Origin of the sequence: Paenibacillus graminis, from assembly GCF_000758705.1 — a bacterium.
Classification (GTDB): domain Bacteria; phylum Bacillota; class Bacilli; order Paenibacillales; family Paenibacillaceae; genus Paenibacillus_AQ; species Paenibacillus_AQ graminis.
In genome coordinates this window covers 1,980,250-1,995,553 of sequence record NZ_CP009287.1, presented here as the reverse complement: position 1 = coordinate 1,995,553, position 15,304 = coordinate 1,980,250, and the positions used below count along the sequence as shown (strand labels likewise).

Here is a 15,304-nt window from a genome sequence, read left to right as displayed (position 1 = left end):
TTCATTCACGGGAACAACGGCTGCGCAGTCCAATAAAGGACGGCGCAGCCGTTGTGTTTGTTCCTAATTCAATTCACCCGGCAGATCGGATCATCAACCTAGCTCTGCGTGCCAACCCTTCCCAGAATATCGTGCGCATCCCGCAGGAGATAGGAAGCGGCTTCAGCCTGGATATGCTTGCCGCTTTGGGCCTGCACCTGGTGAAGGAAGGCTTCCACTTGCCCGTGGTCCAGTTTCGTGCTCAGACTGTTCGCAATGCCGTGATTGTCTATCCACGATTTCTCCCTGAACAGGCTGACCAGCGCTTTCAGCGAGTTAATATCGGCATAGGTCGAGAACGTTACTGTGCGCTCCTGCGTATTCCCCGCGCCATCGCTGGCGGACACGGCGAACGTGTGGCTGCCAAGATCCAGCGTGTACAGTGGAACTGAAGCCCCCTGCTCTACGGCTTCACCATCCAGCAGCGCAGAGGTCTTGCCGTCAGCCACCCCGGACATGCCATCGGCGGCGGTCCACGATAATGTCAGGGTTTCCGTGCCTGCATAAGCTCTCGCGGCCGGCTCCGCAACGGATAGTTCAGGGGCACTGCTATCCAGCTTGAAGCTCAAGGTCTGAATGTCCCCCTTATTTCCGGCGGAGTCAACCGAGCGGTACTGCAGCGCATACCGGCCGTCCTGGCTGATGGTCAGCGGCCCCTGGTATGACAGCCAATCTGCACCACCATTAACGCTATATACGGTGTTAGTCACACCGGAATCCGTATCTGAAGCTTTCAGCTCTATTGTCACCGGATGTGCATACCAGCCATCCGATCCGTCAGGAAGTGCCGGATTCATGGCTGCCGTGGTTACGGGAGCGGTCCGGTCAATCCTAGTAAACTTGACGTCGTCAAACCACATAGCGCTGAAACCGCCTACATAAAAGCCCACCGTTACGGACGGGTTATGGGCAGAATCTATACCATCCAATCTCAGTTCACCGTTCACATATACGCGGATGCTCGAACCCTCGGCCAGAACACGGATGTTGTATTCCGTATCCGGCTGCAAATCCGCAGCTGCTATATTCTTGGTCTGAAGCACTGTCCAAGTCGGACTGTAAAGAATCCACTGCGACGTGCCGTCCGCCAATTTCTTGTATGCGATCTTGCCTGAATTGCCGGAGGCGGTACGGTCATACACATATAATGTACCCGCTTCCGGCATTTCCGCAGGTGTTTTCAGCTTGAAAGTCAGCTCGTAGTCCGTGAAAAGCTTCGGATGAAGCGCCGATGCCCCCTTCAGAATTTTGTACATTTTGTTTCCGTTCACCGTCACAATGCTGCGGTTCGGATCTATCGGCCATCCGTTAGCTCCTGAATCGTAATCGGTGAAGTGAAGAATATTCGAAACCACGACCCGGGCTGAGGCTGAAGCGGACGGGTTGGCGACCGAGGCAACGGTAACCACAGCCTCTCCTGTCCCCAGAGCCGTGACTGTTCCGTTCCCATCGACAGAAGCTACCTCCGGATGGCTCGACTGCCAGACAACGGCATGATTCTCGGCGTCTGACGGGTCGAACTGGACCTGCAGCTGCTGCTGCTCATTCATCACCATGTTGACGCTGCTCTTATCGAGCAGCAGACCGGCCACTTCCTTCGTCGGCACCGTAAATTTGATATCATCGAACAAGAGATAGTCGAAGCCGCCGGCGTAGAATCCGACTTTGCCGGAAGGATTAGCGGTCGGATCAGTGCCCTTCAGCTTGAGCTTGCCATCTAGGTAGACACTGATCTCGTGGCCCTTGACAATGATCTTCATGTTGTAGACGGTATCCGGCAGCAGGTCCTGAGTGGCCAGCGTATTCTGCTTCACCGTACCCCAGGCCGCATTATAGAGAATCCAGGAAGAGGTTCCGTCGGCCAGCTTCTTGTATCCGATTCTGCCTCCGCTGCCGCCCGGATTCAGCCGGTCGAACACGTAAAGCGTCGCCGATTCCGGGATCGCCGGAGGCGTCTTCAGCTTAAAGGTCAGCTCGTAGTTGCTGAAGTCGTTCTCGTTCAGCGTTGTCGCACCCTTCAGCAGCTTATACATATGGTTGCCGCCGTCAGTCTCCACAATGGTCCGGTTCGCATCCATCGGCCAGCTGTTCCGGCCGTTCTCAAAAGTCGTTTCATCCATTATCCCGTCTCCGACCTCAACCGTCACCTGGACTTCGTCCTTCAACAGAGGGTTGTCTGCAGAGACCGCCGTGATGACTGCATTCCCCAGATTAACCCCCTTCAGCTTGCCGTCTGCGTCCACCTTCACTACAGAAGGATCGCTGGAGGTATATTGCAATTTGTTATTGGTCGCATTCCAGGGGAGAACTGCCGAGTACAGGTTATACGATTTTCCGATACCCAGGGTTATCGCATCCTCATACAGCACGACGCCTTTTACAGGGATCACATCCGGAGCCAGATAAGGGCCGGCCTTGCCTATGATTCCCATCTCGCTGAAGGGAACCGTCTGGAAGCCGGGAATCTGCTGGAACACCTCAGCATTCGCCTTCAGATTCAGATCACCGCCCGCCAGGTTTACGAATCCCGGGTCGCGGTCCGTCACCCAGTTGTTCGCGTATTGAACCAGTTTTAACTTATCGTAAGCTCCATTCTCATTTAGGTTGGGGCCTCTCGTTTTGGTCGGATTATAGATTACATTGTTCTGGAATGTGTTGGTGTCAGGATAGTACCGGTTCTCCGTGAAGAAATTGGCCAGCTCCGGGTACTTGGTCAGATGCGGCATGCCGGCGAAGTTGTTGTATTTTTCGAACAAGGCATGCCACGGCTGCATATAGTTTTTGTTGATTTGCTGCTCCGGCCCGTCACCCAGGTACATATCCGAGTACTCATAAGGCACCTTGGCGTCGATAAACAGGTTGTTCTTGGTGCGGATGTGCGCGCCTCCGTTGTTCAGAATGGCGGAATTGCCCATCCGGTAGAAAATATTTTTTTCAATCGTCATCCCCATCGTGAAATTGTCCGGATAGACGCCCTGCACACCGGCTTTGCCTTCACCGATGTTGTGGAAGTAATTCCCCCGGATAACCGAACCCCGCTCCTGCGGGGCAGCGCCCAGATTCATGTAGATCGCGCCGAGATCCGAGAAGGTTTTGCAGACATCATAGATGTTGTTGTATTCCACTACCTGGTCGTTTCCGAAGATCAGAATGCCGGGATGCGGAGCATCGTGAATTTCATTATGGGAAATGCGGTTGCCTGCTCCCGTCAGAATCACAGCAGGGTTGTACGCTTTATGGTAATAGGCAAAATCATGGATATGGCTGTTCTCCACCACATTATTGCCTGGCGCAAGCGTCAGCCTGTCCCCGCCGTTCAGGATGACTCCCGTCCCTCCGACATGATGGATATGTGTGCTGACAATCGCGTGATTAACCCCTGTGCCCTTAGCGAAGTCATTGTACAGCCAGCGGCTCTGGGTATTGATCCGTACGCCGCCTTCGGTGAAGTTGCGGATCTCGCAGTGCACCAGCCGGACACTGTCGCCGCCAATGATGACCGCCCCCGAATCCCGTCCATTCTCCAGAATCAGGTCCTCAAAGGTGACAAAAGACGTATTTAACGTACTGATCAGGGGGGTTTTCAGCATGGACACGGTAATTTCCGGGTTCGCCGCCTGGAAGGCTGCTGTGGGCATGAAATACAGCTTGCCTTTGCTCCGGTCAATATAATACTCTCCCGGCATGTCGATCTCTTCCAGCAGGTTCTGGGCGAAATGGAAGTCCGGGTACCAGTTTTTAAAAATTCCGCTCATTTCCCCGTAAGCCAGGGTGATGGACTTGTTCTGTGTATCAATCGAAGCGATTTTGTTGTACGACCATTCCCAGCTATAGCCAAAGATCCCGTCGAGCCAGATATCATCCGCCTGGGTCCAAAGCGCAGGCCGTTCATAGGTGTACTTGAAGGTGCCTCCCCGGGTCTGCAAGTCAGGATCTTTGCGGGTCGGCCCCGGATCGATAATATCGCCCATCTGAACCGTGCCCTTGTTAGGCCACCGGGCCAGGGTCATCCCTTCGCCTTCGATGTACAGCTCCATAGGCGGAGTCTGGCTTACATCGTTGGCTTTGTAATAGCCATGACGGCTCATGACCCCGTAATCGGTAATGCCATGCCCCTTCAGGTCTGCCTGCAGAACCTTGGATCTTGCATCTGTGCTGATGATCCGGTTCAGGACTGACGGGTCTGTCACCGGGGTGAACCACCCTTTCTGAAGCTGCCGGCCACCGCTCAGCCTCACGGATTCGCCCGGATAAGCCTTGTAGGTAACCGGTTTGCCTGCCGTTCCCGAATCCTGCTCCTCCAGCAGGAAGCTTCCGGACCGGTTGTAGATGCCGCCCCTCAGATAAACGGTAACGCCGCCGTCAGGCAGTCCTGCGCCTTGCTTCAGCTGGCGGATGGCATCCCTGGCCTTCTCCAGGGTAAGGAAGGGCTTATCCTTTGTCCCCGGATTGGAATCGCTTCCATTTTCAGATACGTAATAGACTGCTTGGGAAGGGTGTGACTCTTCTGCTTGAATCGATGCGGCCGGGAAACATCCTACTATCAAAGCAATGATCGATAAGACAATGAACGTTCTTCTTTTCATTTTATTACATGCCTCCTTATCGATTGAAGTATCTGAAAGGGAACCGTGAGGTTCCCTGGAAGCGCAGCTTACCCTTTCACTGAACCAATCATCGTTCCTTTCTCAAAGTATTTAAGCAGGAACGGGTACAACACGAGCACCGGTAATGAGCATACAATCACTGACGCCATCTTCAGACTCTCCGGTGCAGGAGGGACCAGATTGGTTGCCGTAGTGAACGGGTCCAGCTTGTTCTCGATGAGGATCTGCCGGACGACTTGCTGCAGCACGTACTTCGACTGGTCGGTGACATACAGCAGATTATCCATAAACGCGTTGATATGGTGAACGAGCGACCAGAGCCCAATCGTCACCAGGGACGGGATGGAGAGCGGCAGCACAATGCGGAACAAGATCCGCATGTCCCTGGCCCCGTCGATGCGGGCCGCTTCGATCAGTGCATCCGGAATGGACCGGAAGAACGACAGCATCACCAGAACCTGGAAGGCATTAGCTGCTGTAGGCAGCACATAGACCAAGCGTGAATCCAGCAGATGCAGCTCTTTGATCAGCAGATAATTCGGGACGATGCCCCCGTCGAAGATCATGGTGAACAGTATTAGCATGATCAGCGCACGCTTCATAGGAAAATCAGGGCGTGACAGCGGATAGGCAGCGCAGACGGTGACTAGCAGCGTCAAGAGCGTTCCCACCACCATGCGGAACACGGTATTGGCATAGCCTGACCAAATGAACGGATATTCCAGCAGCTCCCGGTACGCTCTCCATTCGAAGTCCCGCGGAAAAAAATGAAATCCGCTCCGGAGCGCCTCTCCGCGTCCGCTGAAGGAAACCGCCGTAACATGAATGAATGGGTACACGACGATCAGCGCGAGCAATGATAACACCAAATAGATGATAGCGGGTGTAATAAGATCCTGCCATTTTCTCGTCTTCATGACTGACTTCCTCCTGCTCCTACCATAATCCGTTTTCCCCTTTGCTCAGCTTCTTCACGGTCAGATTGGCACCCAGAATGAGCACAAGTCCCACAAGCGACTTGAACAAGCCGATAGCTGCTGTGTAGCTGTACTGGAACTGCTGCAGGCCGACCCGGTAGACGTAAGTATCGATGACGTCGCCCGTTTCAAAGGTGACCGGGTTAAGCAGATTGATAATTTGTTCAAAATTTGCACTTAAGAAACCGCCGAGACTGAGGATGAACATAATCGATATGGTAGGCATGATCGACGGAACATTGATCCGGATGATCCTCTGCCAGCGGTTCGCCCCATCAATGATGGCCGATTCCTGAATTTCCGGGTTAATCCCCGACAAAGCGGCAAAATAGATGATGGAACCCCAGCCCAGGTCCTTCAGTATGGAAGAGCCTACGACTATGGACCGGAAATATTCCTTTTTGCCCATAAAGAAGATAGGCTCCTTTCCGAACCAGCCCATGATGTCAGCCATAATCCCTGTAGTCGGCGACAGAAAATAGATGAGCAGACCCGACATGATTACCCAAGATACGAAATGGGGCAAATACATCGTTGTCTGAATAAATCTCTGGAAATACCGGGAGCGGACCTCATTGAGCAGAATCGCCAGAATAATCGGAGCCGGAAATGCAAAGAGCAGCTGATAAAAGTTCAAAAGCAGGGTGTTTTTAAGAAGACGGTAAAAGTCGCTGCTCTGGAACAGCTCCTGAAAATGCTGAAATCCTACCCACGGACTTCCCCATATTCCATCCACGACCTTGAAATCCTTAAATGCAATGACCACGCCATACAGCGGACCATATTTAAAAACAATGAAAAACGCAAAGGCAAACAGAAACAGCGCCAATAATTCTCCATGCTTTCGTATGGTTTTCATCTTACACTCCCCTAAAAACCCTATTTATTTTTTGAATTGAGCCTGGTACATCTCATTGGCTTCTTTAGTCAATTCATCGCCGCCTCTGGATTTCCATTCCGCAACGAACTTATCGAAATCTTCGAGCGGGATTTCTCCGCTGATAATTTGGGCGAAGTATTTCTGCATCAGTGAAGTTAAATCGTTTTTGTATTTCCCGTCGGAAGGCAGTGCCGAGAATAACAGCGCATCCGTCTGTCTAGGAGCGGACGAATAGGTTTTGATCGCTTCATTCAGAGCCGGATTGGAATACTTCTCGCGGTATGCCTGCGTCGTGATGTTGCCGAGCGAGAAGAGCCGGATGCCAGCCTGGTCGCGTTCCTCTGCCTTCTCGAAGCCGGCCTTAAATTGAGTGGCTCCTGAAGTCGCACCGCTCTCCGTGAAGTCCCAATGGGTCCCTTTCACCCCGAGGCTGGTCATGTTGATGGTTTCTTCGTCCGTGCTCTCTGCCCTCAGGATCTCGAACAGTTTGTTAAGCTTCTCCGGCTGGTCCTTCACTTTGTTGCTGATCACAATAAAGTTGCTCTTCACTCCCCAGTCCCACGAGCCGTCGCCGCCAGGGCCCTTCGGATTCTTGGCGAACACCAGCTCCGCATTCGGATTCAAGGACTTCATTTCTGTCACGGTCGCTGCATCCGGGAGCGCACCCTTAGCAATCTGCTCCTCGATAACGCCGATCCGGTTATTGTAGAGTTTCTTGCGGTAGGAGTCTTGGGTATCGGTGATAAACTCTGGGTCAATAACCCCGTCAGCGAACCACTGCCGCAGCTTGGCCAGTGCTTCCTTGGTCTCCGGCATGACGGAGCCGTTCATGATTTCCCCGTTCTTCTCATGCCACATCGTCGGCTCTACACCGAACGCACCGAAGATCGAATAGAAGCCGGAGGACCAGGTGGAGGTTGCCGTACCTGTCAAGCCGTACGTATCCTTTTGGCCGTTTCCGTCCGGATCCTTCTGTGCGAAGGCATAGATGGCCTTCTCGAACTCATCCAGCGTCTCAGGAGCCTTCGTTATGCCTACCTTATCCAGCCAATCCTTGCGCCAGAGCATCGCCAAATCATACGGCTTCAGATCGATGAACATAGGGATGGCCCATAGCTTATCGTCGATAGTCACCGTTTGGAACAGCGCATTGTTTTTTTCAATATCCGCGTAATATTCCGGCATCTTTTCCTTCAGCATGTTCTGGTCCAGGCTCATCAGGACGCCCTGGTTCTGATACGCCGTCACATTGGCGGGATCGCCAAGCATGAAAATATCGGGAACTTCACCGGAGGCAATACTGGCATCAGTCACCTTTACCGGCTTAATCTTTACATTGAACTTCTCTTCAAGCCACTTCTGGACTTGAGAGTTTTCTACAACCCCCGGAGCCTGGAGATGGATACCCCAGGTAATTTCCACCGGGTCTGCTGCTGCCGTTGTTCCGGCATTTGCACCTGCGCTGGCTTCCGGTGCTGCCTTATTGTTCCCGCCGTTGCCGCAGCCGGCCACCAGGCCCGCTACCAGCATTGCGGGTAGAAGGGTTTTGCTGAATTTCTTGAATTTCGTCTGCACTAGTACTCCCCCTATTAAAACAAGTATGTTCACCGCAGCCCGGCTTTGGTTCCGGGTGATGATAGCGGTTACAACATTTACGATAAGCTTCTCCGCCAAGGTACACAATCCTCTGTTTCGATTCTTTTTATGTTTTTGGCCACTTCTGCAGCTGAAAGCGCATTATGTTTTTCTGTTTTTTTAATGTTTTTCCGGCATCCTCTTCCCCGAGGGCACTTCTGTGATATAATCCCCCTAGTGATGTGTTGTTTATTTCACTTAATTTGTAAGCGTAACCATTCTGAGAAGTGGAGTGAGTGCTTTGCCGGGATACCGCTCGATCAAACATAACACGATGTTCGTCAAGCTGCTTCTTTCCTTGACTGCGATTGCCGTGATCACCGTAATTCTCATCTCCACGATCACTTACTCAATTTCAGCAGACAACAGTATCCAGAATGCCATCGCATACAACGAATCGATCCTGACACAGCAGCAGGAGCTTATCCACAAGGAGCTGACCGCGATCAAATATGCCGCCTCCGGCATGATCACAACCCAGTCGTACCTGTACCATACCAATGGCAGCGGCAAGTTGAGTGTAAGCTCCCTGATTGATTTATCCAATTTCGTGGAGACGCAGAAAAAAATAAGTCCCTACATTGATTCCATCTATTTGTATTACGCGCCTTTGGAGCTTGTCCTGACATCGCGTCCTGAAATCAGGACATCGCCTATCTCCACTTTTGCCGACCGCTCCTGGCTGGAAGTGTGGAAGCAGCAGTCTGACAACCGCACGCTTTGGTTAACCGGACGGATGGACGGCTTCGAGCCGGAACAGCCTGCCGCCAGCCTGCTGCAAAAGATGCCATTAATCGGCCAGGTGAACGGCGCCATCGTGATGAATCTGAAGCTGCAGCTGCTGTTCGACGACTATTTGAGCCATTATCATAATAAAAAAGGCGCCACCCTTGTATTGGGGCCCCATTCGGAGCTGCTCTATTCCGATTCTGCTGACGGGGAGTCTCTGCTGGCGCAGCTGGACCCTGTCCGCCTGACCGGTGGAAGCGGCTACTATATGGATGATTCCGACCGGATCGTCTCTTACACCACCTCAGAACTGACGGGCTGGAGATTCGTTGATATCACCAAACGCTCCAGCCTTCTGCAAGGGATGGACCGGATCAAGTTCATAGTCGTCACTGTTGCGGCTACCTACCTGACGGTGGCATTTGCGATCTCCTTTTATTTGTCCAGAAGATTGTACCGCCCGCTTCAGAGTGTGATCTCCTATATCGGCGGTTCCGAAGCCGGCCAGCGGAGCGGATCAGGCGGCCCCCTTCCCGCTGGCGACGAAGCGGGCTTCATCCGTCACATCTACGATCAGCTGGTCCGCAACTGGGAAACACTGATGACAGAGAAACGGAAGGTGGATTCCCTTCTGACCGATAACCATACAGCGATCAAGGAGAAATATTTGAACGGCCTCATCCAGGGGGGCAGCACGGATCAGGCGGCGGAGCTGCTGGGGCTCCGGCTGGATTTTACCCGGTTTGCCGTGCTGACTCTTGAGCTGGAAGAGCCATATCCGGTAAAAGGGCCTGACGGCATCCAGTTTTATCTGTTCCGTTACGGGCTTATGGAAGAGCTCGGAGCCGATATCGACGGCGAAATCTTCGCCAAGGATGACAAGCGGACCGTCATTCTGCTGAGCGTTCCTGCGGAGGAGGACGACTTCCCGCTGGAACAGGCCAAGCGGCTGAAGCAGCTTCTGCTGAACCGGTACAGCTTGAACGTGACCATTGCTGTCAGCCGGAGTTATAGCGGTGAACAAAGCGTGTGCTCAGCCTACGAAGATACCCTGGAAGCACTGAATCTGAAAATGTACATCGGCAAGGGCGAAATTCTGACATATGGCATCCTGGGCGACTGGAAGTCGACGGAAGAAGCTTATTACTATCCGTATGAGCTGGAAACAAAGCTGCTGCAGGCATTGCTGCAGACAGACAGGGAGCAATGCTTCGGTGCCATCCGGCAGATTACCCGGACGGCGATTGACAGGAAGCTGGGGAAGGCGAATATCCAGCAGCTGTTTTTTCAGCTGAGCGGGGAGATCATGAAGACGCTTGTCCAAACCCGTGGCGACATGTCCGCCGTCTTCGGGGACAGACCGGCTTACGCAGATGTGCTGTCGCGTGCGGAAACGCTGCCGGATATGGAAGAGTGCCTGCTGGACATGTGCAGCAGAATCATCGCCTACCACAAGGAGAAACGTTCGAAGATGACGGATGTGACCCTGCAGCTGGCAACGGATTATATGGATGTTAATTTTAATAAAAATATTTCTGTAGACACGGTTGCTGAACACGTGCAGCGCAGTTCCTCTTATTTAAGCCGCATCTTCAAGGAGTCTACAGGGATGACTATTAACGATTATTTAATTCAGCTTCGGATCAAGCGGGCCATGGAGTTGCTGCAGCTCGACCTTTCCATCGAGGAAATCTGCCGGGATATCGGGTATGCAAATGTAAGCTACTTCAACAAGATCTTCAAGGCCCGGACAGGGCAAACCCCCGGACAGTACCGGCAGCAGCAGGCTGCAGACCGGCTGCTCTCCCAGGGGAAGGAACAAGCGGAATAACTCTGGCCTGCTGGCGTCACAGCCGCAGGGCTGTGACGTTCTTCACGGAACGGGCAGCCGCTCCCGGATTTCATCCTCAAGCGCGAACAAAAACGGCTGTGCGGTCCTCCAAGGGACAGCGCAGCCGTCTTGGTTCTAGCGTTACCTGGAGAACGACTCCCCATGAATCCTACGGCAACTTTTTAAGTGGAAAAAGGTTACGGCTGTTGATTAACCAAAAAAATGTAGAAAAAAGGCCGCCGATTCGGTAAAGTGTTTGTACCCCTACAAACATCCGAAACGAGGCGACCTCATGAAAAAGTCTACTTCATTATCGAACATTCTGCAATCGGTGATTCCCCCGGAACGAATGAAGCCAATCCTGGAAGAACTGGGATATATCGATGTTGCTAGAAAATTTACCGTGTACGATTTGTTCTTATTTCTTAGTGAAGCGGCCTTCCAGCAATGGCGCGGGTACCGCGATGGCGAGCAGCAAATGGCTCATTACGGTCAGCGAGCGGTGGACCACTCTACCCTCTCCAAAAAAGCGAAACAGGTTCCGTTTGCACTCTTCAAGCGTTTGCTGACAATCATGATTGAGCTGTGCAATCGCAAAACGAAGCGTTCCCTTGGCATCCCAAAAGAACTGCTTGTCGTCGACTCCACTCAAGTCACGGTGGGGATGGGCCGACTTCCTTGGGCTCCCATTCGCGGGCAAAAATCCGGGATTAAACTCCATGTCGCAATCATAGCGGACCGGGGGGAATTGCATCGGGTAACGGAGACCACAGGAAATGAGCATGATCTCAACAGTTGTGCGGAGCTCATCGATCCGACACGCATTCTGGTCGCGGATCGTTCTTACGGAAAACACAAGTTTTTCGACGCTTACGACGTGCAAATCGAGCGTCAGTATTTTGTGATCCGGCTTCGGGACAACACGACCTTTCATGATCCCGTTCCTAGAATACGTAAGAAACCGTTCACGGGAAGCATTGAACAAGATCTGACCTGCCAGCTTGGAAAAAACAAGGCCCTTTCCGAGCGACGTTTTCGAGTGGTGATCTTGCGAGATCCGAAAGGCAACCCCGTCATCTTAGCAACGAATTTGCACTGGCATTCGCCTGAGAAAATCGCGGAGATTTATCGAAAACGTTGGCAGATCGAAGTATTTTTTCGCTGGATTAAGCAACAACTGAATGTTCCAAGATTATTTGGGACCACGCCAAATGCGGTATATGGACAGCTCTATACGGCTTTATTGGTGTACGTTCTGCTCAAATATCTGTTTGACCAAGGGAATGCTTCGGTCCATAGCACCGCAAAACTAACATTCGCCGAATTCGATCGGTTATTTCGCCTACAATCTTTGCCGCTCGAATGGAGGGTGTTCCTATCCTGTAACTTAAATTTCCCAAATATAGGTTAATCAACAGTCGTAGAAAAAGGTTAACTAATTTGCCAGAGTACCCTACCCTCGGGCAGATGAAGTGGAAAAAGAGACACTAATTCAGCCCATTTCGCCATTGGACCAGAAATGTGGCCCAATTAGGTTTACTTTTTCCACCTAACTCTCAGGATTTCTTAATTTCGGAAAAATAAGTTCCCTTTTTCCAACTAGCACCTGCGAGGAAGCCGGTAAAGACGGATTGCCCTATTCCTTCGCGATCGATCCGCAGCCGTTATGGATAGAAGATTCGTCTATTCCGCAGGACTACGGACTGAGATGCCTTTATTTCTCCCTTTCCCCTATATTCCAGGCTCCATCGAACGTTATAACGTCTCCTGAGTCCGTAACTGCTGAAAAAGTAAGATTTTTGGCAAAATAAGGGCTCCTCTGTCCGCTTCAGTCCGCGGATGGAGCCCTATCCTCCTGCATCGCGTATATGCCTGTGAGGCTTCCAAGATATCCACATTTTTTCACACTGTATTACAGTTAAATAAGGGGGAGTCAGTTCCCCCCAAAACATATAAATTCTTATCCTTCAAAAAAACCCGGCACCGTATCTTTACAGTGCCGGGGGGCTTTTCAGGCGGAATAAACAGTTCATTCTGCGTACAAAACATCAATATCCGCAAACTGCGAAAGATCCTCTACAAAGCCCGGATAGGAAACGTTGATACAGCCGCAGTTGCGGATGATCGAAGGCTCGTCCAGGCTGCTGGCCAATACTGCTGCGGTCATGGCGATCCGGTGATCACCACAGCTGTCAACGATGGCAGGCGATAGACGCCGGCCGCCATGAATGACCATTTCGTCTTCACTGCAGGAAGTTTCTACGCCAAAAGCTCTTAGCACCCCTGCGGTGGTCTGAATCCGGTTCGTATCCTTGTCTCTTAATTCCCCGCAATCCCTGATCACCGTATCCCCTTCCGCAAATGCCGATACCGCTGCCAGCAAAGGAACTTCGTCAATCAGGCTCTGTATTCGCCCGTTGCCTTCAGCAAGGACAGAGGACAACCGGGTTCCCGGTGTGCAATAGATATCTGCGATGGGTTCCCCGGATATTAGCTCGGCTTCCGCTTGCAGCGTCAAATGAAGTCCCATCTCTGCAAGCAGCCCGGTAAATCCGCTCCGGGTTGGATTGACACCCACCCCCTTGATCAGCAGGCTGCCCTTGCGCTCCGCTCTCCGAATAGCATATGCAGCCAGCAGAAAAGCCGCCGAGGACAGATCACCCGGAACCATTACATCCTTGGCGGAAAAGGCCTTGCCACCCTTCAGGAATGTAACATCGTTGTCGGATTGAATATCGATGCCGAAATAATGCATCAGGCGTTCGGTATGATCCCGGCTTTGACAGCGTTGCCGGTAACATGTGATTCCCTCCGCGTATAATCCCGCGAACAGCAGGGCTGACTTTTCCTGTGCGCTGAACACAGTGGCTTCCATTTCTATGGGGGACAAGGGGGACGCTCCCTGAATCCGCAAAGGCAGGCAGCCTTTTGTCCCAAGATATTCGATTACAGCCCCCATGTCCGTCAGCGGCTGAACAACCCAGTCCATGGGTCTTGCCGAGAGCAGTGCGTTCCCGCCGAGTTCCGCTGCAAAGGACTGTCCCGCCAGTACAGACAATATCAAACGGGCCGATGTAGCCGTATTCCCGACCTCAAGCCTGCCCGCCGGTGCCTGCAGGCCCCGCAGCCCTTTTCCATGCACAGACAGATCATCCCCGTTCCATGCAATCGTTACACCTAATTGGCGCAGAATCGCGATGCAGCTCTCAATGTCACGGGAACGCAGCACATTGTACACCGTACCTTTGCCTTCGGCAATAGCGTTCAGCACAATGGCCCGCTGGGAGATTGATTTGTCTCCGGGAACCGAATGGAATTCGAAGGAGCACACCTCCCGCTTCGCCTTAATCTGCAAATCACATTTGGCCGGCAGGCCGACCCTGTTTCGAACCAATGCCAATTCTGATCACCTCGTCATCGGAGAGTATTTGTGAGTAATCCATATCTCTGCCGGGAGCCAGCGGAATCCGCCGATCGCCCTTCGCTGCATAGCTGCGGTACCGCTGCCGTTTCCGCTCCAGCCCAAGATTGTTATCAAAGGTGTAATCGACCAGCTTAGCCGCATTCCGGCGCACCGCAAGCTCAAGCAGGCGGGCCCCTGTCTTCGTTCGCACCATTACCGTGGAGGATGCTTTGGCGGATATCCCTTCTCTGCTGGAATCAAATATATTAGGATCTCCATCCGAAATCGAAATATCGGCGATCCCTGACCACCAGTCCGGGCATGCGAGGCAGCGGAAGGTTTTGAATTTTTTAAATTCCTCCACCAGCCGGTAAAAGGGTAGATAATACTCCTGCCCCTGCCGGGTCCTGACCATGAACTGCCCCGGATATTGCCCTTCCCGGTAGCGCATCACAGCAACGTCAGCCAATTCGATCCCCAAGATCTCCGTAATCAGATGTTCGGTACCGCCCAGTGAGGTGTTGGAGGCGCATCCCAGCTCAATCGTGAACGCTATTTTATCTGCCAGCACAGAGGACGGCAAGTGCTCCGGCAGATTCAGCAGCTTGTTGATTCCTTGGATCTGGCAAGGCACGCCTATAATGCCGATCTTGTCATATCTGCCATCCTGCAGCAGGTCCAGATTGGGAGTGATGCAGTAGCTGGTCTGGGCACACTGGATAATCCGGTCCACCGAATCGGCAAGGTAGGCCTTCGGCACCCAGGGACGTTCCTCATCTCTCCCCACCACAATCACTGCGTCAGCAAGCTTCTCCTCCAGCGCAGTAACCGCCAGGATCGTTCCCGCCCCGCCGGCGGCCGCCCGGCCGAGAATTTCCGGGTCCGCCGCCGATAACTGATGGGTAGACAAGTAGATGCCAGTCCAGCGTTCAAGCTCTGATCGGTTGCGGCCGAAGATGCGCCGCTCCGATTCCATCACACCTGTATCATAGCCCGGACACACCTCCGAGCAGAGATTGCAGCTTCCGCAGGTGTCTGCCGCCTGGCCCTCCAGGCCCTGAAAGACCGGAAGTGAAACGGAATCGCCATTCATCGCAAGCAGGCCTTGGGGACATACTGCGGCACACAATCCGCAGGAAGCACAGAGCGATAGATCAATAATCTCTTCCTTGAGCGTTATAAAAGATGTCATCCCGGCATCTT

General features: G+C 52.6%; 8 protein-coding genes. 2 read left to right on the top strand and 6 right to left on the bottom strand.

The annotated features are described in order from the left end of the window. Nucleotides 1-98: 98 nt before the first annotated feature. The 4 genes from PGRAT_RS08075 to PGRAT_RS08060 all read right to left on the bottom strand — a co-directional run bounded on the left by PGRAT_RS08075 (nucleotide 99) and on the right by PGRAT_RS08060 (nucleotide 8,078). Entirely contained in the window at nucleotides 99-4,625 is a 4,527-nt protein-coding gene (locus PGRAT_RS08075) for an OmpL47-type beta-barrel domain-containing protein (protein ID WP_042266356.1), read from the bottom strand. Nucleotides 4,626-4,693: 68 nt separating this feature from the next. Then, on the bottom strand, nucleotides 4,694-5,563 hold the full coding sequence (locus tag PGRAT_RS08070) for a carbohydrate ABC transporter permease (RefSeq protein ID WP_025708235.1): 870 nt from the start codon (nucleotides 5,561-5,563) through the stop codon (nucleotides 4,694-4,696). A gap of 19 nt (nucleotides 5,564-5,582) precedes the next feature. Next, complete coding sequence (locus tag PGRAT_RS08065; protein ID WP_025708236.1) at nucleotides 5,583-6,482, bottom strand: ABC transporter permease; 900 nt, start codon at nucleotides 6,480-6,482, stop codon at nucleotides 5,583-5,585. A 24-nt stretch (nucleotides 6,483-6,506) separates the two neighbouring features. Further along, nucleotides 6,507-8,078, bottom strand: coding sequence for an extracellular solute-binding protein (locus PGRAT_RS08060; RefSeq protein WP_025708237.1), 1,572 nt, complete (start codon nucleotides 8,076-8,078; stop codon nucleotides 6,507-6,509). A gap of 301 nt (nucleotides 8,079-8,379) precedes the next feature. On the opposite strand from PGRAT_RS08060, the gene PGRAT_RS08055 reads away from it, so the two are divergent. Continuing rightward, on the top strand, nucleotides 8,380-10,698 hold the full coding sequence (locus PGRAT_RS08055) for a helix-turn-helix domain-containing protein (RefSeq protein WP_025708238.1): 2,319 nt from the start codon (nucleotides 8,380-8,382) through the stop codon (nucleotides 10,696-10,698). A gap of 292 nt (nucleotides 10,699-10,990) precedes the next feature. Continuing rightward, complete coding sequence (locus PGRAT_RS08050; RefSeq protein WP_042266354.1) at nucleotides 10,991-12,109, top strand: IS4 family transposase; 1,119 nt, start codon at nucleotides 10,991-10,993, stop codon at nucleotides 12,107-12,109. Nucleotides 12,110-12,727: 618 nt separating this feature from the next. On the opposite strand, the gene aroA is transcribed toward PGRAT_RS08050, so the two are convergent. Together aroA and PGRAT_RS08040 are read right to left on the bottom strand one after the other, a co-directional pair. Then, complete coding sequence (gene aroA / locus PGRAT_RS08045; RefSeq protein ID WP_081758976.1) at nucleotides 12,728-14,098, bottom strand: 3-phosphoshikimate 1-carboxyvinyltransferase; 1,371 nt, start codon at nucleotides 14,096-14,098, stop codon at nucleotides 12,728-12,730. After that, the gene (locus PGRAT_RS08040; RefSeq protein WP_042266352.1) at nucleotides 14,055-15,293 is read right to left on the bottom strand and encodes a Coenzyme F420 hydrogenase/dehydrogenase, beta subunit C-terminal domain; all 1,239 of its coding nucleotides are present in this window, start codon (nucleotides 15,291-15,293) and stop codon (nucleotides 14,055-14,057) included. Before PGRAT_RS08040 ends, aroA begins: the two co-directional genes overlap by 44 nt. Nucleotides 15,294-15,304 lie beyond the last annotated feature (11 nt).

Coding starts and splice junctions, on each gene's coding strand:
- PGRAT_RS08075 (WP_042266356.1), bottom strand. CDS start 4,625: ATGAAAAGAAGAACGTTCATTGTCTTATCGATCATTGCTTTGATAGTA.
- PGRAT_RS08070 (WP_025708235.1), bottom strand. CDS start 5,563: ATGAAGACGAGAAAATGGCAGGATCTTATTACACCCGCTATCATCTAT.
- PGRAT_RS08065 (WP_025708236.1), bottom strand. CDS start 6,482: ATGAAAACCATACGAAAGCATGGAGAATTATTGGCGCTGTTTCTGTTT.
- PGRAT_RS08050 (WP_042266354.1), top strand. CDS start 10,991: ATGAAAAAGTCTACTTCATTATCGAACATTCTGCAATCGGTGATTCCC.
- PGRAT_RS08040 (WP_042266352.1), bottom strand. CDS start 15,293: ATGACATCTTTTATAACGCTCAAGGAAGAGATTATTGATCTATCGCTC.